Annotated in this window: 20 protein-coding genes; 12 read left to right on the top strand and 8 right to left on the bottom strand. The window is 69.1% G+C overall.

Translation table 11 applies throughout. The annotated features are described in order from the left end of the window. Nucleotides 1–99 precede the first annotated feature (99 nt). The 6 genes from ccrA (at nucleotide 100) to ACODR1_RS22825 (ending at nucleotide 5,976) form a co-directional block, all read left to right on the top strand. A complete protein-coding gene (gene ccrA, locus ACODR1_RS22800; RefSeq protein ID WP_277793143.1) occupies nucleotides 100–1,380 on the top strand; it encodes a crotonyl-CoA carboxylase/reductase in 1,281 nt (426 codons plus the stop codon). A 95-nt stretch (nucleotides 1,381–1,475) separates the two neighbouring features. Further along, the gene (locus tag ACODR1_RS22805; protein ID WP_101717057.1) at nucleotides 1,476–1,715 is read left to right on the top strand and encodes a DUF2188 domain-containing protein; all 240 of its coding nucleotides are present in this window, start codon (nucleotides 1,476–1,478) and stop codon (nucleotides 1,713–1,715) included. A 75-nt stretch (nucleotides 1,716–1,790) separates the two neighbouring features. Then, the gene (locus tag ACODR1_RS22810) at nucleotides 1,791–2,627 is read left to right on the top strand and encodes an outer membrane protein (RefSeq protein WP_488882483.1); all 837 of its coding nucleotides are present in this window, start codon (nucleotides 1,791–1,793) and stop codon (nucleotides 2,625–2,627) included. 102 nt (nucleotides 2,628–2,729) lie between these two features. Next, nucleotides 2,730–4,196 (top strand): M20 family peptidase, encoded by a 1,467-nt coding sequence (locus tag ACODR1_RS22815; protein WP_488882484.1) that lies wholly within the window; start codon nucleotides 2,730–2,732, stop codon nucleotides 4,194–4,196. 161 nt (nucleotides 4,197–4,357) lie between these two features. Beyond that, the gene (locus ACODR1_RS22820; protein ID WP_488882485.1) at nucleotides 4,358–5,476 is read left to right on the top strand and encodes a Rieske 2Fe-2S domain-containing protein; all 1,119 of its coding nucleotides are present in this window, start codon (nucleotides 4,358–4,360) and stop codon (nucleotides 5,474–5,476) included. Further along, a complete protein-coding gene (locus ACODR1_RS22825) occupies nucleotides 5,464–5,976 on the top strand; it encodes a CPBP family glutamic-type intramembrane protease (RefSeq protein ID WP_488882486.1) in 513 nt (170 codons plus the stop codon). The genes ACODR1_RS22820 and ACODR1_RS22825 overlap by 13 nt, the downstream gene beginning before the upstream one ends. Nucleotides 5,977–6,079: 103 nt before the next feature. Here the strand turns inward: ACODR1_RS22825 and ACODR1_RS22830 are convergent, their stop codons facing one another. Then, complete coding sequence (locus ACODR1_RS22830; protein ID WP_488882487.1) at nucleotides 6,080–6,655, bottom strand: SH3 domain-containing protein; 576 nt, start codon at nucleotides 6,653–6,655, stop codon at nucleotides 6,080–6,082. A gap of 250 nt (nucleotides 6,656–6,905) precedes the next feature. On the opposite strand from ACODR1_RS22830, the gene ACODR1_RS22835 reads away from it, so the two are divergent. Further along, complete coding sequence (locus ACODR1_RS22835; protein ID WP_488882488.1) at nucleotides 6,906–8,324, top strand: hypothetical protein; 1,419 nt, start codon at nucleotides 6,906–6,908, stop codon at nucleotides 8,322–8,324. 151 nt (nucleotides 8,325–8,475) lie between these two features. Next, nucleotides 8,476–10,167, top strand: coding sequence for an acyl-CoA dehydrogenase family protein (locus ACODR1_RS22840; RefSeq protein WP_488882489.1), 1,692 nt, complete (start codon nucleotides 8,476–8,478; stop codon nucleotides 10,165–10,167). On the opposite strand, the gene ACODR1_RS22845 is transcribed toward ACODR1_RS22840, so the two are convergent. The 7 genes from ACODR1_RS22845 to ACODR1_RS22875 form a co-directional block, all read right to left on the bottom strand. Beyond that, on the bottom strand, nucleotides 10,164–11,306 hold the full coding sequence (locus ACODR1_RS22845; RefSeq protein WP_488882490.1) for an ABC transporter permease: 1,143 nt from the start codon (nucleotides 11,304–11,306) through the stop codon (nucleotides 10,164–10,166). The genes ACODR1_RS22840 and ACODR1_RS22845 overlap by 4 nt on opposite strands. Next, nucleotides 11,303–12,223 carry an ABC transporter ATP-binding protein gene (locus ACODR1_RS22850; protein ID WP_488882491.1) on the bottom strand — a complete coding sequence of 307 codons (921 nt, stop codon included), beginning with the start codon at nucleotides 12,221–12,223 and terminating at the stop codon, nucleotides 11,303–11,305. Before ACODR1_RS22850 ends, ACODR1_RS22845 begins: the two co-directional genes overlap by 4 nt. Beyond that, entirely contained in the window at nucleotides 12,220–13,203 is a 984-nt protein-coding gene (locus tag ACODR1_RS22855; protein WP_488882492.1) for an HlyD family secretion protein, read from the bottom strand. The genes ACODR1_RS22850 and ACODR1_RS22855 overlap by 4 nt, the downstream gene beginning before the upstream one ends. Next, nucleotides 13,200–13,841 (bottom strand): TetR family transcriptional regulator, encoded by a 642-nt coding sequence (locus tag ACODR1_RS22860; protein WP_488882493.1) that lies wholly within the window; start codon nucleotides 13,839–13,841, stop codon nucleotides 13,200–13,202. Before ACODR1_RS22860 ends, ACODR1_RS22855 begins: the two co-directional genes overlap by 4 nt. A 150-nt stretch (nucleotides 13,842–13,991) precedes the next feature. Next, a complete protein-coding gene (locus ACODR1_RS22865) occupies nucleotides 13,992–14,594 on the bottom strand; it encodes a TetR/AcrR family transcriptional regulator (RefSeq protein WP_101717068.1) in 603 nt (200 codons plus the stop codon). 138 nt (nucleotides 14,595–14,732) lie between these two features. Next, complete coding sequence (locus tag ACODR1_RS22870; RefSeq protein ID WP_101717069.1) at nucleotides 14,733–15,380, bottom strand: TetR/AcrR family transcriptional regulator; 648 nt, start codon at nucleotides 15,378–15,380, stop codon at nucleotides 14,733–14,735. Further along, on the bottom strand, nucleotides 15,377–15,595 hold the full coding sequence (locus ACODR1_RS22875) for a CC0731 family SpdR-regulated protein (RefSeq protein WP_101717070.1): 219 nt from the start codon (nucleotides 15,593–15,595) through the stop codon (nucleotides 15,377–15,379). Before ACODR1_RS22875 ends, ACODR1_RS22870 begins: the two co-directional genes overlap by 4 nt. Before the next feature lie 308 nt (nucleotides 15,596–15,903). Between ACODR1_RS22875 and ACODR1_RS22880 the strand changes: the two genes are divergently transcribed. From ACODR1_RS22880 to ACODR1_RS22895, 4 genes are all read left to right on the top strand, one after another. Then, nucleotides 15,904–16,101 carry a twin transmembrane helix small protein gene (locus ACODR1_RS22880; RefSeq protein WP_101712735.1) on the top strand — a complete coding sequence of 66 codons (198 nt, stop codon included), beginning with the start codon at nucleotides 15,904–15,906 and terminating at the stop codon, nucleotides 16,099–16,101. Between the two features lie 46 nt (nucleotides 16,102–16,147). Continuing rightward, nucleotides 16,148–16,726 (top strand): cob(I)yrinic acid a,c-diamide adenosyltransferase, encoded by a 579-nt coding sequence (locus tag ACODR1_RS22885; protein ID WP_488882494.1) that lies wholly within the window; start codon nucleotides 16,148–16,150, stop codon nucleotides 16,724–16,726. Between the two features lie 11 nt (nucleotides 16,727–16,737). After that, nucleotides 16,738–17,445, top strand: coding sequence for a type 1 glutamine amidotransferase (locus ACODR1_RS22890; protein WP_488882495.1), 708 nt, complete (start codon nucleotides 16,738–16,740; stop codon nucleotides 17,443–17,445). A gap of 118 nt (nucleotides 17,446–17,563) precedes the next feature. After that, on the top strand, nucleotides 17,564–18,211 hold the full coding sequence (locus tag ACODR1_RS22895) for an Isoquinoline 1-oxidoreductase subunit (RefSeq protein ID WP_488882496.1): 648 nt from the start codon (nucleotides 17,564–17,566) through the stop codon (nucleotides 18,209–18,211). Nucleotides 18,212–18,379: the final 168 nt, after the last annotated feature.

Raw genomic sequence — 18,379 nt, forward strand, 5'->3', positions numbered from 1 at the left:
CGTTTTCTCCTCGCGCCGAACCGTACCGCGGAGCGCAGACAGCCATTTCGGCGTTCATGTTGCAGCGCCGAAGAGCCGGGCCCAAAGCCGGGGAGTGACATGACGACCGCGACCCTCGAGACGACCGCGTCTCCCGTGAAGGACCTGTACGAGATCGGCGAGATCCCGCCGCCGTTCCATGTGCCGAAATCGATGTACGCCTGGACGATCCGCAAGGAGCGGCACGGCCCGCCGGGCTCGGCCATGCAGGTCGAGGTGGTGCCCACCTGGGAGATCGGCGAGGACGAGGTGCTGGTCCTCGTGATGGCCGCCGGCGTCAACTACAACGGCATCTGGGCCGCTCTGGGCGAGCCGATCAGCCCGCTCGACGGCCACAAGCACCCGTTCCACATCGCCGGTTCCGACGCCTCGGGCATCGTCTGGGCGGTGGGCGCCAAGGTCAAGCGCTGGAAGCTGGGCGATGAGGTCGTCATCCACTGCAATCAGGACGACGGCGACGACGAGGAGTGCAACGGCGGCGATCCGATGTATTCGTCCAGCCAGCGCATCTGGGGCTACGAGACGCCGGACGGCAGCTTCGCCCAGTTCTGCCGGGTGCAGTCGCGCCAGCTGATGCCCAGGCCCCGGCACCTGACCTGGGAAGAGGCGGCCTGCTACACCCTGACCCTGGCCACCGCCTACCGCATGCTGTTCGGCCACAAGCCGCATGAGCTCAAGCCCGGCCAGAACGTGCTGGTCTGGGGCGCCTCGGGCGGGCTGGGCGTCTTCGCCGTGCAGCTGGCGGCCGTGGCCGGCGCCAATGCGATCGGCGTGGTCAGCGACGACGACAAGCGCGAGTTCGTGCTGTCGATGGGCGCCAAGGCGGTGCTGAACCGCAAGGAATTCAACTGCTGGGGCCAGCTGCCCAAGGTCAACGGCCCCGAGTTCGCCGACTACATGAAGGAGAGCCGCAAGTTCGGCAAAGCCATCTGGCAGATCACCGGCAACCGCGACGTCGACCTGGTCTTCGAACACCCCGGGGAGTCGACCTTCCCGGTGTCGGTGTTCGTGGTCAAGCGCGGCGGCATGGTCGCCATCTGCGCCGGCACCAGCGGCTTCAACCTGACCATGGACGCCCGCTTCCTGTGGATGCGCCAGAAGCGGGTGCAGGGCAGCCACTTCGCCAACCTGATGCAGGCCAGCGCCGCCAACCAGCTGGTCATCGACCGCCGCGTCGATCCCTGCCTGTCGGAAGTGTTCCCCTGGGACCAGATCCCCGCCGCACACGAGAAGATGCTGGCCAACCAGCACCTGCCCGGAAACATGGGCGTCCTGGTCTGCGCCCAGCGGCCCGGCCTGCGCACCTTCGAGGAGGTGCAGGAGCTGAGCGGCGAGGGGTGAGCGCATGGAAACGGGGGAACGCAGCGTCTGCATGCAAGACGCCGGCCCGGAACCGGGGTCTCTTCCCTGCAGTTTCGAGACCGAAGGAGTGCGCCATGACCGACATCACCTACACCATCGTCGAGCACGACGGCGGCTGGGCCTACAAGCTGGGCGCGGTCTTCTCGGAGACCTATCCCACCCATGACGCCGCCCTGGCCGCCGCCAAGCGCGTGGCCGGCGAGCAGAAGGTGGCGGGCGATACGGTCGGCATCACCTACGAGGACGACCGCGGCCAGTGGCGCGAGGAGCTGTCCGACGGCCACGACCGCCCGACCACGCACGTGAAGGGCTGACGCTCTTCGCATCCGAGAACGATGTTCTCTCGTAGCTCCCTTCGGCGGCGCCTCGCCGTCGCAGGGAGGACGACGATGACCAAGACCTTCAAGGCCGTGGCCCTGTCGCTTGTCGCCAGCGCCGCCTGCGCCGGCGTGGCGCAGGCCCAAGGCATGGCCGGCGAGTGGAGCGGGCCCTATGTCGGGGCGCTGTTCGGCTACGCCAAGACGGCCGACAACACCGGCGAACAGGTGGTGTTCGACAAGAACCTCGACGGTCAATACGGCGACACGGTCACCACGGCGGCTGGGGCCAATGCATTCTCCCCGGGCTTCTGCGACGGGTTCGCCAAGGGGCCGACTCCGGCCGGCGGCTGCGTCGGCGACGATGACAACGGGTGGGAGATCGGCCTGCGCGGCGGCTACGACTGGCAGTTCGGCAACTTCGTGGTGGGCGGCGTGGCCGAGATCGAGCGCCTGCGGCTCCAGGACGACGTCACGGCCTTTTCGACCACGCCGGCCTTCTACAGTTTCGATCGAAAGTTGAAGTCGCTGGCCGCCCTGCGCGTCCGGGGCGGCTACGCCATGGGCCCCTATCTTGCCTACGCGACGGGCGGCGTGGCGCGGGGTGACCTGGAGCACGCCTTCCGCAGCAGCAACACGGTCAACACCTTTGTGCCCGACACGGATGACAAGGCCGACGGGTACCAGGCGGGCCTGGGGCTCGAACGGCAACTGGACGGGCGCGTGCGGCTGGGGCTGGAGTATCTGTATACGCGCCTTGAGGACGACAGCGGTCCCGTGCGGGTGCAGGGGCCGGCGCCGGCCACCAATCCGTTCATCCTGACCAATGCGGCTGGCACCGACATGCAGCGCGGCGAAGACCTGATCGAGGTCCATAGCGTGCGCATGACCGCCAGCTATCGCTTCTGATCGACCAATCCCAATTTCGATCCATCACGTATCGAAATGGGGATTGGCAAGCTCGCCGCCTCGTCGCACAGTCGCGCCCTGACAGTTCGGCGGAGGGGCGTCATGGGGTGGAAGAGCAAGGTCGCGCTGGGCGCGGTCGGGGTGGCGGCCGTGCTGGCCGGCGTGGTGGTCGTGCGGACGGTCACCTTCAAGCCGCCGGCCCAGGCGGGCGAGGTTCCGCTGGCCGCCGCGCGGCCGTTCGACGCCGCCCGGGCCGCCGCGCACCTGGGCGAGGCCATCCGTTTCCAGACCGTCAGCCACCAGAACGCCGCCGACAACGATCTTTCCCAGTGGGACGCCCTGCACGGCTGGCTGCAGGCGACCTATCCGGCGGCCCACAAGGCCATGACCCGCGAGGTCGTCGGGGGCCACGCCCTGATCTACACCTGGAAGGGCTCGGACCCGTCGCTGGCGCCGATCGTGCTGATGGCCCACCAGGACGTGGTGCCCGTCACCGCCGGCACCGAGAAGGACTGGAAGCATCCGCCGTTCGCCGGCGTGGTGGCCGACGGCGCGGTCTGGGGCCGGGGCGCGGTCGACGACAAGGGCTCGCTGATCGGCCTCTTCGAAGCGGTCGACGGCCTGGCGGCCGGCGGCTTTGCGCCCAAGCGCACCGTCATCATCGCCAGCGGCCATGACGAGGAGGTCGGCGGGGCCGGCGCCCGGGCCGTGGCCGCCACGCTGAAGGCCCGGGGCGTCAAGGCCTGGTTCGTGCTCGACGAGGGCATGGTGGTGGTGGCCGACAATCCTGTGACCAAGGGCCCGGCCGCGATCATCGGCGTCGCCGAGAAGGGCTACGGCACGCTCAAGGTCACCGCGCCCGCGCCCGGCGGCCATTCCTCGACCCCGCCGCCGCAGACCGGCGTCACCACCCTGGCCCGCGCCGTGCTGGCCATCGCCGACCATCCCCATCCGATGAAGTTCGAGGGCCCCGGCGCCGACATGCTGAAGTCGCTGGCCCCCAGCGCCTCGCCGATGGTGAAGATGGCGGCGGCCAACAGCTGGCTGTTCTCGCCGCTGCTGGTCCAGCAGACGGCCAAATCGCCGGCGGGCGCGGCCATGCTGCACACCACCATCGCGCCGACCATGCTGAAGGGCTCGCCCAAGGAGAACGTGCTGCCCCAGGACGCCACGGCCTGGATCAACTACCGGATCGCGCCGGGCGACAGCTCCGCCGCCGTCATGGCCCGGGCCAGGAGCGCCGTCGGCGACTTGCCGGTGCAACTGGCCTGGGAGCGCCAGCTGAACGAGCCCTCGCCGGTGTCGTCGACGACGTCGGAGGGCTGGAAGACCCTGGCCTCGCTGGCCGGGGACGAGAGCGGCGCGCCGGTCGCGCCGGGCCTGGTGATCGCGGCCACCGACAGCCGTTTCATGTCGCCGATCGCCGACGACATCTATCGCTTCCAGCCGATCACCCTGTCGATGGACGGGACGAAGATGATCCACGGCACCAACGAGCACATGACCCTGGCCAACCTGGAGGAGATGGTGCGGTTCTATCAGCGGCTGGTGGAAACGGCGGGTCGGTGACCTCCATTCCGTAAAACCCCCGCGAAAGCGGGGGCCTAGGTGTTTTATCGCCGGGCGCCGTGGGTTTCAGAAGAAGCCTGGGTCCCCGCTTTCGCGGGGATTTTACGGGTAAGGGGTCTCACGGTCTTAAAACCGGGGCGGACAGGCGCTAGAACCCCATCATGCCCGCTGACGACGCTCGTACCGCTTCGCAAACTCCAAGCGCCGCCAAGGCCCCGCCCGCCAAGTTCGGCAAGGGCTTCCTGTTCGACGCCTGGTACTACGCGGCGCTCTCGCGCGAGGTGAAGACCGGCAAGCTTGTCCGCTACGAGATCCTCGGCGAGCCGGTGCTGGTCAGCCGCGGCAAGGACGGCAAGGTGTTCGCGATCCGTGACGTCTGCCCGCACCGCGCGGCCCCGCTTTCGGCCGGCAAGCTGACGCAAGAAGCCGACGGCCGCTCCAGCGTCGAGTGCCCGTATCACGGCTGGCGGTTCGGTTCGGACGGCGTCTGCGCCGCGATCCCGTCGCTGACCAGCGACCAGGGCCTCGAGGTCTCGCGCATCCGCGTGCGGCGCTATCCCGTGGCCGAGAGCCAGGGGATGGTGTTCGTCTGGATCAGCGGCGACCCGCGCTTCGACGGGCAGCCGCCGCAGCCGCCGCCATCATTCCCTGGCGTAGTGGGCGGAGAGGCCAAGATCGTCGACTCGATGATCTTCGAGACCCATATGGACCATGCGGTGGTCGGCCTGATGGACCCCACCCACGCGCCCTATGTGCACGAGGCCTGGTGGGCCCGCTCGTCCAAGCGCCAGTCGGAGAAGACCAAGGTCTTCGCGCCGTCTCCCGAGGGCTTCGTCATGCGCCGCCACGGCCGCAGCAAGGCCAATCGCCTGTACGACATCCTGGGCGGCGCGCCGGAGATCGAGATCACCTTCCGCCTGCCCGGCTATCGCTGGGAGCACATCGTGGTGGGCAAGCGTCAGGTGCTGGCCCTGACCTGCCTGACGCCGCTGACCGAGACCAGCACGCGGATCAGCCAGCTGATCTGGTCGGACCATCCGGTGATGATGCTGCGGGCCCTGATCGCCCCCTTCGCCCGCGAGTTCCTGCGCCAGGACGGCCGCATGGTGAACCTGCAGAACGAGGGGCTGAAGTACGACCCGGCCCTGATCTGGATCGACGACGCCGACACCCAGGCCAAGTGGTACCAGCAGCTGAAACGCGAATGGACCGCCAGCCACGCCGAGGGCCGGCCGTTCGTCAATCCGGTCAAGGAAACCACGCTGAAGTGGCGCAGCTGACGAGCGTCCGTCGGCGGCTTGTCGCCGTCCTGACGACCTTGCCGGACGCCGCCGGCTGGCGGTGGTGTGCGATCGCCGCCGTGGTCTGCGGCGCGGCGATAGCCGCTATCGGCTTTTCGACGGGTCTTTATCGCCCGACCGATGCGGCGGCGGGCCTGCCGTTGCGGCTACTGACGGTGTGGATCGTCCCGGCGCTGGGCGAGGAGCTGCCGTTTCGCGGCCTGCTGCTGCCAGGACGCGACGAGACCCGGCGGCCATGGCTGTGGGTCGCCGTCTCGACCGGGCTCTATGTCGCCTGGCATCCGTTCGAGACCCTGACCTTCCTGCCGCACGCCACGATGTTCCTGCGCTGGGACTTCTTGCTCTGCACGGCGATCCTTGGCCTGGCCTGCGCCTTGATGCGCCTGCGCACGGGCTCTCTGTGGCCGCCTGTCCTGCTGCACGGCGGCTTCGTGGTGGTGTGGCAGACCTGGCTGGGCGGGGTCAGCGCGCTGGGCTGAAGCGTCGGGCGCCAGACGCGAAAAGCCCGCCTGGTCGGGGGACCAGGCGGGCTCGCTCGGGGCGCGCGGGGACGGGGGTTGGGGAGCGCGCCCCAAACCTCGTTTAGGCGCGGTAGACGTAGGCGCTCGAGACGTAGCCGACGCCGACGCCGTTCTGTCCGACCAGGATCCACTTGCCGTCGCCGGTGCGGCCCAGGGCCTGGAAGGTCTCGCCGGCGACGACCGAGCCGACGCGCTGGCCGCGGGTCGAGGCCGAGGCGCGCAGGTTCAGGGTCGAGCGGGCGACGTACTTGCCGGTGATCTTGGTCATCGGCGCGGAGTCGACGTTGTGCGAGATCTTGATGCCGTTGCTGGTCTTGTAGGAGCCGCCGACGTCGTTGGAGGCCTGCTTCTTCTGCATGCTGCAGCCGACGTAGGAACCGGCGCCCGCGCCGACGACGGCGCCGATGGCGGTGCCCGTGCCGCGGTCGTTCTTGGCCAGGTTCGAGCCGGCGACGGCGCCCAGCAGGCCGCCGATCACGGCGCCGGTTTCCTGCTTCTTGCCCGAGGCGTCGCAGCCGACGACGCCGCCCAGGCGCTGTTCGACGGCGTTGGCGGCCGGGGCCGAAGCCATGGTGAAGGCGGTGGCGGCGGCGGCGATGGTCAGGCCGATCGTCTTGATCTTGTTGGTCTTGTGCATGGCGATAATCCTTCGTCCCTTTGAATTGGTCCGGAGCCGTCGGCCCCGTGAGACGCAACATCGCAGGCCGAAGCTGAACCGAGCCGTCAGGTCGTTCGACAGAATTCGTTCATGTTGGAATTTTTTCGAAACCGGTTTGCGGCGCCTCGAAAGTCGTGGTGCGCAAATACACAACTATCGGGCGCATTCATGGGTTAGGATGCGGCGATGGCGCGGCCCGCAACCCCGCGTCGGGGAAGGGGACCGACCCATGAGGAAGATCGCGATTGCGACGGCCGCGACCGTCGCGCTGTGCGCCGGCCTGGCCGGCTGCGACAAGGCGCCGGAAGCCACCGCGCCCAAACCCGAGGCGCTGCTGGACGTGGCGGTGATCACGCCGGTGCCGCTGCCGACCACGGCGAACTATCCGGTGGCCGCCGCCACGATCAACGGCTGGATCGCCAACGCCGACACCGCCGCGATCCGCAACCACGCCTGGCAGATCTGGCAGGCGATGGCCCAGCCGTCGGGCCAGTCGTTCAATGGCCAGTCGCTGCCGATCTGGGAAACCTGGGCCGGCACCAACGACGTCTTCCCGCCAGCGCCGCCGGCCGGAACCGCCGCCGCTGCGACCACCACGACGGTGGCCCAGCGCGTGGCCGCGCCGCGCAAGCTGCGCGTCTTCCAGCAGCCGAACCAGTTCCACCACGGCCGCGGCGGCATCACGCCGACCAAGTTCGACACCACGGTGACCTCGTTCAACAAGTTCAGCCCCGAGGCCGCGACCTTCCTGGACGCCTCGCATCCGGGCCCGGGCGGCGCCTCCTATCGCTACTCCAGCACCAGCGACATGCAGAAGCTGAACACCTCGTGGCCGACGGGCACGACGCCCCAGAACCGGGGCGTGCAGGAGTTCCCGGTGCGCGGCCTCGAACTGAAGCCGGTGTTCGGCCTGGTCCACGCCAAGGGCCTGACGGTCCAGCCGCTGTGGCAGGGTCCGTCGGCCTCGACCAACGCCCAGAACCCCGAGCCCCAGACCTGGACCACCTGCGTCCTGGTGGCCCCGACCGGCCAGGGCCCGGTGCGCCCGGCCACCCCGCGCGAGATCGCCAGCATTCGCGACCCGGGCGCCTGCAAGACCTTCCTGTGGGCGCCGATGAGCACCTTCTACTCGGTCAAGCTCAGCGCCGCCGAGGCCACGGACTACAACACCGCCAACGGCCTGACCGGCGCCGATGCGGCCGTGGCCGGCGACTTCGCCGTGCTGCAGGCCATGCACGTCAACAGCAAGGAAATCCCGTTCTGGACCTGGCAGACCTTCTGGTGGCAGCCGGGCGCCGACACGCCCAACGGCTTCCCCGGCAGCAAGCAGGGCCAACCGGCCAGCCTGACCGGCCCGTGGACCAACTACGCCACCTGCACGGCCTACGACCAGACGACCACCCAGGGTGGCTCGACCATGACCGTCTGTTTCAATCCCTATCTGGAGACCAGCACCGGCATCCCGGCCGGCATCACCTCCAATTGCATGAGTTGCCACGGGGTGGCGGTGATCACCGCCGGCAACGCCCCCTATCCGGCCGACTACAAGAAGCCGATCGCGTTCTTCAGCGACCCGCTCTACTTCACGACCAGCAACACCCACGCCGACTTCTCGTGGGCGCTGGCAGGCAATTCCGACCCGAACTGACGACGCAGCGCCCGTCCCTTCGGGGGCGGGCGCACGCCTTCCCCGATCCCGGCTCTCGCGCAACCGCATGCTGCGTCGCGGCATTGCTCGCAGGTGCGAAAGGGATCACAGTGCCGGAAAACATAAGTACGGCGCAGGGGAGTTTGAGAGCATGACCGACGCGGTCGCCCAGGAGTCCAAGTCCCTGATCCTGCCGGGCCTGACGGGCCTGCTGCGCGAGGCGGCGACCAGCGCCCAGACCTTCGTCGCCGAGGCCCGGCCCGCGGTGAAGGCCGCCGTCGCCGGCGCCGACGGCAGGATCGACCGCAAGCTCGCCGACGCCCAGCAGCACGCCGTCCACGGCTTTGGCTGGTACGCCGCCTATGCCGAGCTGATGAACCAGGTCGCCGGCTGGGCCGAACGGCTGGAGGCCGAGGGGCGCTTTGGCGAGATCGAGGCCCTGCTGGCCCAGCTTCTGTTCTCCGAATACGCCGCCCAGCTGATCGGCGGCGTGCCGATGAACCAGGGCGAGATCGTCCGCCCCGCCCACCTGGTCACCGACCGCGCGGTGATGAACCGCCTGTTTTCGAACGGCATCATGAAGCTGATGGTCGAGGGCGGTACGCAAGCGGTGAAGACCCGCATCGCCCAGCGCCTGGCCGAAGCGCGCGGACGCCCGACCCTGGAGCACACCGGTCTCGACGAGACCTTCGAGATGATCCGCGACCAGTTCCACGCCTTCGCCGAGGAGAAGGTCACCCCCTTCGCTCACGAATGGCACCTGAAGGACCAATTGATCCCGATCGAGCTCGTTCAGGAGCTGGGCGAGCTGGGCGTCTTCGGCCTGACCATCCCCGAGGAATACGGCGGCAGCGGCATGGGCAAGACCGCCATGTGCGTGGTCTCCGAAGAGCTGTCGCGGGCCTGGATCGGGGTCGGCTCGCTGGCCACCCGTTCGGAGATCGCCGGCGAGCTGATCCTGACCGGCGGCACGGAAGAGCAGAAGCAATACTGGCTGCCCAGGATCGCGTCGGCCGAGATCCTGCCGACCGCCGTCTTCACCGAGCCCAACACCGGCTCGGACCTGGGGTCCTTGCGCACCCGCGCCGTGCTGGAGGGCGAGGCCTATGTGGTGACCGGGAACAAGACCTGGATCACCCACGCCGCCCGCGCCGACGTCATGACCCTCTTGGTCCGCACCGATCCGGCCACCACCGACTATCGCGGGCTTTCGATGCTGCTGGCCCCCAAGCCGCGCGGCGTGGAAGGCGACGATTTCCCCGCAGAGGGCATGAGCGGCGGCGAGATCGGCGTCATCGGCTATCGCGGCATGAAGGAGTACGAGCTGGGCTTCGACGGCTTCTCCGTGCCCAAGGACAATTTGCTGGGCGGCGTTCCGGGCCAGGGCTTCAAGCAACTGATGGCCACCTTCGAGAGCGCCCGCATCCAGACGGCGGCGCGGGCGGTCGGCGTGGCCCAGGCGGCGCTGGAGGTGGGGCTGTCCTACGCGCTCGACCGCAAGCAGTTCGGCGACGCGATCTTCGCCTTCCCCCGCGTGCACAACAAGCTGGCCATGATGGCGGCCGAGATCATGGGCGTGCGCCAGCTGACCTATTTCGCCGCCCGCCAGAAGGACGAGGGCAAGCGCTGCGACCTGGAGGCCGGCATGGCCAAGCTGGTCGCCGCCCGCGTCGCCTGGGCGGCCGCCGACAACGCCCTGCAGATCCACGGCGGCAACGGCTTCGCCATGGAATACGCCGCCAGTCGCCTGCTGGCCGACGCCCGCATCCTCAACATCTTCGAGGGGGCCGGCGAGATCCAGGCCCAGGTCATCGCCCGCCGCCTGCTCGAGGACGGCAACTAGTCCAGCGTCGTGCGGTAGCGGGCCATGGCCGCGCCGGCGATCACCACCACGAACAGCGCCAGCGCCCCCAGGCTGGGCCACAGGGCCACGACGTCCAGGCCCTTGAGCAGGGCGCCGCGCACCACCCGCAGGAAGTGGGTCACCGGGATGACGCTGCCCAGGGCCTGGGCCCAGCCGGGCATGCCGCGGAACGGGAACATGAAGCCCGACAGCAGGATCGACGGCATCATGTAGAAGAACGACATCTGCATGGCCTGCAGCTGGGTCCGGGCCACGGTCGAGATCAGGAAGCCCAGGGCCAGCGAGCCGACGATGAACAGCAGGACGCCCAGGCCAAGGGCGATCCAGCCGCCGGCCATGGGCACGGCGAACAGCACCCGGGCCAGGATCAGGATCACCGCCGTCTGGATCAGGCCCACCACCACATAGGGCGCCAGCTTGCCGATCATCACCTCGATGGGTCGGGCAGGGGTGGCCAGAAGGCTCTCCATCGTGCCGCGCTCGTACTCGCGGGTGACGCCCAGGGCGGTCATCATCACCAGGGTCATCGACAGGATCACGCCCAGCAGGCCTGGCACGATGTTGTAGGCGGTGACGGCTTCTGGATTGTAGCGGCGGTGGATCACCACCTCGAACGGATCGGCGCCGGGCCTGGCCGCCGCGCCGACCAGGTCGCGCGACAGGGCCGTGCGCGGCAGGCTGGCCAGGGCGGCGATGGCGCCGCCGGTGGCGGCCGGATCGGAGGCGTCGGCCTCGACCAGGATCTGGGCCCCGTCGCCGCGCACCACCCTGCGGGTGAAATCGGCGGGGATGGTCAGGGCGAACTGCACCTCGCCCCGGGCCACCGCGTCGTCCAGCTCGGCCGGCGAGGAGGCGGTGCGGACGATCTCGAAATAGCCGCTGTTGACCAGGGCCGACAGGGTCGAGCGGGCCATGAGCCCCTGGTCCTGCACCAGCACCGCGGTGGGCAGGTCGCGCGGATCGCTGTTGATGGCGTAGCCGAACAGCAGAAGCTGCACGATCGGCATGACCAGGATCATGGCGTAGGTCAGCCGGTCGCGGGTGAGCTGGATGAACTCCTTGATCAGCACCGCCAGGATGCGCGCGCCCGAAAGGCCCCTGGCGCCCGCGCCGCTCATTGGAAGTTGTCCGACGACTGGCTCATCAGCCGGATGAACACGTCCTCCAGCGTCGGCTGGACCTCGGTCCAGATCACCGGCGGCTTGCGATAGGGGGCGATGGCGGCCTCCAGCGCCGCGCGGTCGGTCCCGCTGACGTGCAGGGCTGCGCCGAAGGGGGCGGCCATGGCCACGCCCGGCGCCTGGGCCAGGTCGCGCGCCAGCCGGTCGGCCCCCGGTCCCTCGCCGCGGAAGGTGACGAGGCCCGAGCGGGCGATCACCTCCTCGGCCGTGCCTCGCGCCATCAGCCGGCCATAGGCGATGTAGGCGATGTCGTGGCAGCGCTCGGCCTCGTCCATGTAGTGGGTCGAGACCATGACGGTCAGGCCCTCGGCCGACAGGGCGTGGATCTCGTCCCAGAACTCGCGACGGGCCTTGGGATCGACGCCGGCCGTCGGCTCGTCGAGCAGCAGCAGCCTGGGCCCGTGCATGATGCTGGCGGCCAGGGCCAGGCGCTGTTTCCAGCCGCCCGACAGGCTACCGGCCAGCTGCTTGCGACGAGCGGTCAGGCCCAGCCGCTCGAGGCTTTCGGCCACCCGCTGCCGCCGACGATCAAGCTCGTGGACGCGGGCGACGAAGTCGAGGTTCTCCTCGATCGACAGGTCCTCGTAGAGCGAGAACTTCTGGGTCATGTAGCCGGTCTGGCGCTTGACCGCCTCGGCCTGCTTGCGGAAGTCCAGGCCCAGCACCTCGCCCTCGCCGCTGTCGGGCGTCAACAGGCCGCACAGCATGCGAAGGGTGGTGGTCTTGCCTGAGCCGTTGGGGCCCAGGAAGCCGGTGATGCGGCCCTTCTCGACCTGGATCGACACGTCCTGCACCACGTGGCGCGGGCCAAAGCTCTTGTTCAGCCCCGAGACGTCGACCGCCAGGTCGCTCACTTTCCTGCCTCCAGCGGCGCGACGTCGACCGGCAGGCCCGGCGCCAGGGGCGCGCCGGGCGCGGGCCGGGCCTCGACCAGGAACACCAGCCGCTGGCGGGTCTCGCGGCTGTAGATCACCGGCGGGGTGAACTCGGCGCGCGGGCTGACATAGTTGATCCTCGCCGAGCGCTCGGCCCCGCAGCCGTCGCACGAGAAGCGCACCTGCGCGCCCACCCGGTAGCGGGCGATCTCGGCCTCGGGCACGAAGAAGCGCAGCCGCACGCGGTCATCGGCCAGCAGCGCCACGACCGGCTGGTTGGCGGCCGCCCATTCGCCGGGCTGGTAGAAGACGTCCTGCACCAAGGCCGCGGCCGGGGCCTTGGGGCTGATCTGGTCGAGGCGGTCCTGGGCGGCGGCCAGGGCCTGGCGGGCCGAGGCGACGGCCGCGCCGGCGGCGGCCACCGTGTCGGGGCGCTGGCCCAGGGTTCCGACGGTCTTGCGACGGGCCACGGCGACGGCGTTGGCGCGGGCGGTGTCGCGGGCGGCGCGGGCCTGGTCCAGCCGGGCCGGAGCGTAGATGTCTTTGGCGACCAGCGGGGCGATGCGGTCGTAGTCGGCCTGGGCCTGGCGCACCGCCGCCTCGGCGGCCGCGCGCTCGGCGTCGAACACCGCCAGTTCCTGCGGGCGCTGGCCCTTCTCGGCGTCGCGCAGCTGGGCCTGGGCGGTCTCCACCTGCGCGGCGGCCTGGTCGCGGGCGGCGGTCAGCTGGGCCGCGTCGAGGGCGAACAGCGGCTGGCCGGCCTTCACCCGATCGCCGCGCTGCACGGAGACGGCGCTGACCGGACCGGCCGAGGCGGCGGCGACATAAAGCGTCTCGCCCTCGACATAGCCCGACAGCCGGCGAGGGCGGTGGCCGTCGGGGCCGAGCAACCGCCAGCCCACGAAACCGGCGACGCCGATCCCGATGACGACGGCGGCGATGCGGGCGGCGGGCTTCATGCGCCGGCCTCCATACGCGGGGTCAGGCCCAGGAGCACGGTGTCGGCGTGCTGGCGGACCAGGACCTGCAGGTCCATGGCCGGCGCGCCGACGGGCACGAAGGTCTCCTTCCAGATCACCCCCATCAGGATCGGGCCGACGATGCTGAAGGCGTAGAGGCGTGGATCGCCCGGCGCGACCTCGCCGCGCGCCTGGGCGCGGGCGATGGCGCCGCTCATCAGCGTCAGGGCGCGGCTGACCACCTCGTCGTGCCAGACGCGGGCCAGTTCGGGGAAATTGCGCGATTCGCCGATGACCAGCTTGGCCACCGCGCCCAGGCGCGAGGTCCCGATCAACTGGACGATGCGGGAAAAGACCATCCGCAGCAGGTCGGGGAAGGGCAGGGTCGCCTGGGCCAGCACCGCCTCGACCATGTCGAGATTGGGCGCGACGGCCTCGCGCACCACGGCGCGGAAGATGTCGTCCTTGGTCTCGAAATAGAGATAAAGCGCGCCCTTGGAGATGCCGGCCCTGGCGGCGATCTCGTCCAGCCGGGCGCCGGCGAACCCGCGCTCGGCGAAGACCTCCAGCGCGGCCTGGACGATCTCGCCCGGGCGCGCCTCGCTGCGCCGTCGCCATTTGGGCGAGCCTGGCTGCATGGTCTCGGCTCTCATTATATAACTGACCAGATAGTTATATATGGCGCTGTGGATAACTCAAGGGGCGCGTGCTCAGGCAACGCAAAAGCCGCCTTCCTTTCGGAAGGTGGCTTGCAAGGCTCTTGAAGAAATGGGGTTGGCTTCGCCGCCTTAGCGCGGCGCCCAGCCGCTGGCGATCAGTCCGACCTGCCTGTCCATGACGGCCGACATCTCGGCGGCGTTGGCGCCGCGGGCGGCGGCCAGGCGATAGTTGGAGGCGTAGCAGGCCTTGAGCACTTCCACGGTCAGCGGGAAGTCGAGGTCGGGCCGCACGTCGCCGCGCGCCACGCCCTCCTGCAGCACCTGTTCGAGCATGTCCGACAGCCGCTCGTTACGGCCGTAGGGGGTCACCCCCGGGTCGTTGCTCGGGCTGTAGGAGGCGGCGATGTGGGCCAGGAACAGCCGCACGCGCCGGGTCTCGAACTCGTAATGGATGGCGAAGATCGAGCACAGCCGGTCGGCCGTGGAGCCGCGCAGGAACGGCAGCACCCGGTCGAATTCGGCATAGAGATCGCCTAGGCGGCGCTCCATCACGTGGCTGAGAACCTCGGCCTTGGACGCAAAGGTCGTGAAGACGCTGCCCACCGACACGCTCGCCCGTTCGGCGATGGCGCGGATCGTGGTCTCCTCGTAACCGGTCTCGTTGAACAGGTCTCGCGCGGCTTCGAGCACGCGCTCGCGCGTCGCCTGTTTCTGTTCGTCGCGTACGCCCACGCAGTTCCCCCTCCGGACACGCAGCGCTGATTTCAAAACATCGAAACGCACGCCCGACCCCAACGGGCGCATGTCTCGTTCTTATTGTCGTTGACCTGGACGACCGGGGGACGTTTCCGCCCCCCGGCGGAACCGTCCTTAGGCGCGGACGCCGGCGAGGATCAGCTTCAGCTGTTCACGCAGGTGAGCCACCAGGTTTTCGACCGTCCAGCCGTCGTAGACGGCGCGGCGGTAGTTGGCGACATACACGTCCCAAGCGATCTCGGCCACGAGTTTCGCGTCGACGTCGGCCTTCAGTTCGCCGGCCTGCACGCCACGCTCCAGAGCGTCGGTGATCAGGGCGAACAGGTGCTTGATATCGGTGCGGGCGCGCTTCTCGGCGGCGTCCGAACGGGTCCAGCTGACGGCGATGCTGGCTTGCAGCAGCGGCAGTTGTTCCAGGTGGAAGCTGTAGGCCACGCCGAACAGGCCGATCAGGGCGTCGGCGACGGTCTCGCCTTCGCGGGCGGCCTGCTTCATCTGGGCGTAGATGACTTCGTAGTCGGCGGTCAGGATCTCGTCGAACAGTTCCGACTTGTCCGAGAAGCTGGCGAACACCGCGCCGGTCGACATGCCGGCGGCCTGGGCGATGTCACGGATCGTGGCGCCTTCGTAGCCGCGCTCGCTGAACAGGCGGCGGGCGGCCGACAGGACGCGTTCGCGGGTGCGCTGCTTGGCGAGCGCCCGGCGGGTCAGCTTCACCGGGGTTTCGGAACCGGACTCGATGTTGACGGAAACAAAGCTCATGCGGCGGCCTCCAGGCGGGCGAGCGCGGCTTCGGCGCGCTTCTCAAATTCGATGCAATACTCGTCGACGACGTTTTGCAGGACGTCGGCGTAGCGGCGGGCGAGATCGCGCCCGTCCTGGGCGGCGTCTCGAAGGTCGATGATCAGTTGGCGGACTTCCGCGAGGGCTTCGTCCCTCTCGGATGGGGCCGCGGCGAGCCGTGCGCTCTGCGACATGATTTCTCTCTCCAGGCCGGCCGCGGGAACAAACTGCGCTGAACGATCCGCGGCTTGGCGTCGATCATGTTCAACGAACGCGCACTGTGAATTCAGGTGGGGCCGTCTACCCTTGCAAACAAGGCTTTTCAACCCACAAAACGTGTCAAAGTCTGTCAAACTTTGCTGGAAATCGTTCTATGGTAGCGCTGCTCATCCGTCGATGCGGCAAATGCGCTCAACGAACACACTCGGCGAACGTGTTTTGCGATTTTGAGGCGAGCGGGCGGCGCTGGCGTTCATGAGGCGAGCGGCCTAGGTTGGGCGCCATGGCCAACCTGTTCCAAATCGCCATCCCCGTCGCCCTGTTCGCCGTGCTGGCGACGCTGTGCGTGGGGATCTACGCCCTCTTCCGCGGCGGCGACTTCGGCCGCTCCTATTCCAACCGGCTGATGCGCCTGCGCGTGGTGCTGCAGTTCGTCGCCGTGCTGGTCCTGGTGGCCGCTTTCTGGTGGAGCCACCGGTAAAGCTGTAGCCCGCTGATTTTGCAGCTTTGTTTCAGGAGGTAACGGCGTGGTCGTGCTCAACCGCATCTATACGCGCACGGGCGACAAGGGCTCGACCCGGCTGTCCACCGGCGAGCCGGTCAGCAAGGCCAGCTTGCGGGTCGAGGCCTATGGCGGCGTCGACGAGACCAACGCCTTTATCGGCGTGGCCCGCCAGCACGCCGGCGGCGACGCCGAACTGGACGCCATGCTCGAGCGGATCCAGAACGACCTCTTCGACCTGGGCGCGGACCTGGCCACGCCCGAGCAGAACGAAAAGCCCGAATGGGAGCCGCTGCGCGTGGTCGAGGCCCAGGTCGAGCGGCTGGAGGCCGAGATCGACCTGATCAACGAACGCCTCTCGCCCTTGACCTCGTTCGTGCTGCCGGCCGGCTCGCCCTTGTCGGCCGCCTTGCACGTGGCCCGCACCGTCTGCCGCCGGGCCGAGCGCACCTGCGTGGCCCTGGCTGGCGCCGACGGCGAGATCGTCGGCCAGCCGGCGCTGAAATATCTCAATCGGCTGTCGGACCTCTTGTTCGTGGCCGCGCGGCGCGCCAATTCCGACGGCGCGAGCGACGTGCTGTGGAAGCCCGGCGCGACGCGATAGGATCTTCTTCGATGCGCATCGGCCTTCTGGAAACGGGCGAACCGCCCGAAAGCCTGATCTCCGCCTACGGCCGCTATGGCGGCATGTTCCAGCGCCTGCTGGGGCCGGGCCACGACTACGCGACTTTCGACGTCCAGGCCGGCGCGCTGCCCAAGGCGCTCGACGCCTGCGACGCCTATGTCGTCACCGGCAGTTCGGCCGGGGTCTATGACGACCTGCCGTGGATCGACCCGCTGAAGGGCTTCCTGGCCAGCGCCCGCGATCAGGTTCCGCTGGTCGGGGTGTGCTTCGGTCACCAGGTGATGGCCGAGGCCTTCGGCGGCAGCGCGGTGAAGTCCGACAAGGGCTGGGGCATCGGCCTGCAGAGCTATTCGGTCGCCAGGCCCGCGCCGTGGATGGACGACGTGGCCCATGTCAGCGCGCCGGGCTCGCACCAGGACCAGGTCGTGGCCCTGGCGCCGGGCGGGCAGGTGCTGGCCGGCAGCGACTTCACCCCGTTCGGCGTGCTGGCCTATGGCGACAAGGCCATCTCGATGCAGTTCCACCCCGAGTTCGATCCGGCCTACGCCACGGCGCTGATCGAAAGCCGGCGGGGCACGCGCTTCTCCGAGGAGCAGGCCGACGCGGCCGTGGCCTCTCTGGCCGCGCCCAATGACAGCAACCGCATCGCCGGCTGGATCGGAGCGTTTCTAGCCGGAGCGTGGCAGCTGAAAGTGTGAGCGGTTTCGGCGCCCGCCACGCTCCAGATGATCGAGGTGGAGCCTGTCTATGGACAGGCTCCAGCGCAACCAAGGCCTGACTTGGCCGTTGCGGCTGGGCAAGCGGGAGAACAACGTCATGCGTCTCGCCACCGTCATGCTCGCCGCCGGCCTGACCCTGGCGGGCGGCGCCGTGATCGCCATGACCCAGGGCGCGGCCGGTCCCGCGCCGGCCGCGCCGCCGGCCGAGGGCCTGAAGTCGGTCGCCAGCTTCCAGTCGATCAAGGATCCGGCCGCCCGCTCGGTCGCCCTGTTCACCGAGGCCGGCAAGGTGATCCAGAGCCCGCGCTGCCTGAACTGCCACCCAGCGACCCGCGCGCCCACTCAAGGCGACGACCTGCATCCGCACAATCCGCCGATGGTCGCCGGCCAGAGCGGTCATGGGCCCACCGGCATGCCCTGCCTGTCGTGCCACGGCCCCGCCAATGTCCGGACCTTCGGCCAGCAGGTCAAAAGCATCCCCGGCGACCCGCACTGGGCGCTGGCGCCGGCCGAGATGGCCTGGCAGGGCAAGTCGCTGGGGCAGATCTGCGCCCAGCTGAAGGACCCGGCCCGCAACGGCGGCAAGACCCTGGCCCAGATCCACGAGCACATGGCCCGCGACCACCTGGTCGGCTGGGGCTGGAACCCCGGCGAGGGCCGCAAGCCGGCGCCGGGAACGCAAGGCCAGTTCGGCGAGATCATCAAGGCCTGGATCGACACCGGGGCGAAGTGCCCGAAGGCTTGATCGGCCGCTTCTCTACTCCCATCATTCCTGCCCTTGTGGCGGCGATCTGACAGTCCGAAGCAGGCAAGGCGGCCAATTTCGGTTCACGACCCGTTGCGGACATCGGGCGCAACGACCCTCTCTCTTTGAGAGAGCGACTGTCTGGATGATCAAGCGGCGAGTAAGGCG

The organism is Caulobacter sp. FG7, assembly GCF_057808875.1.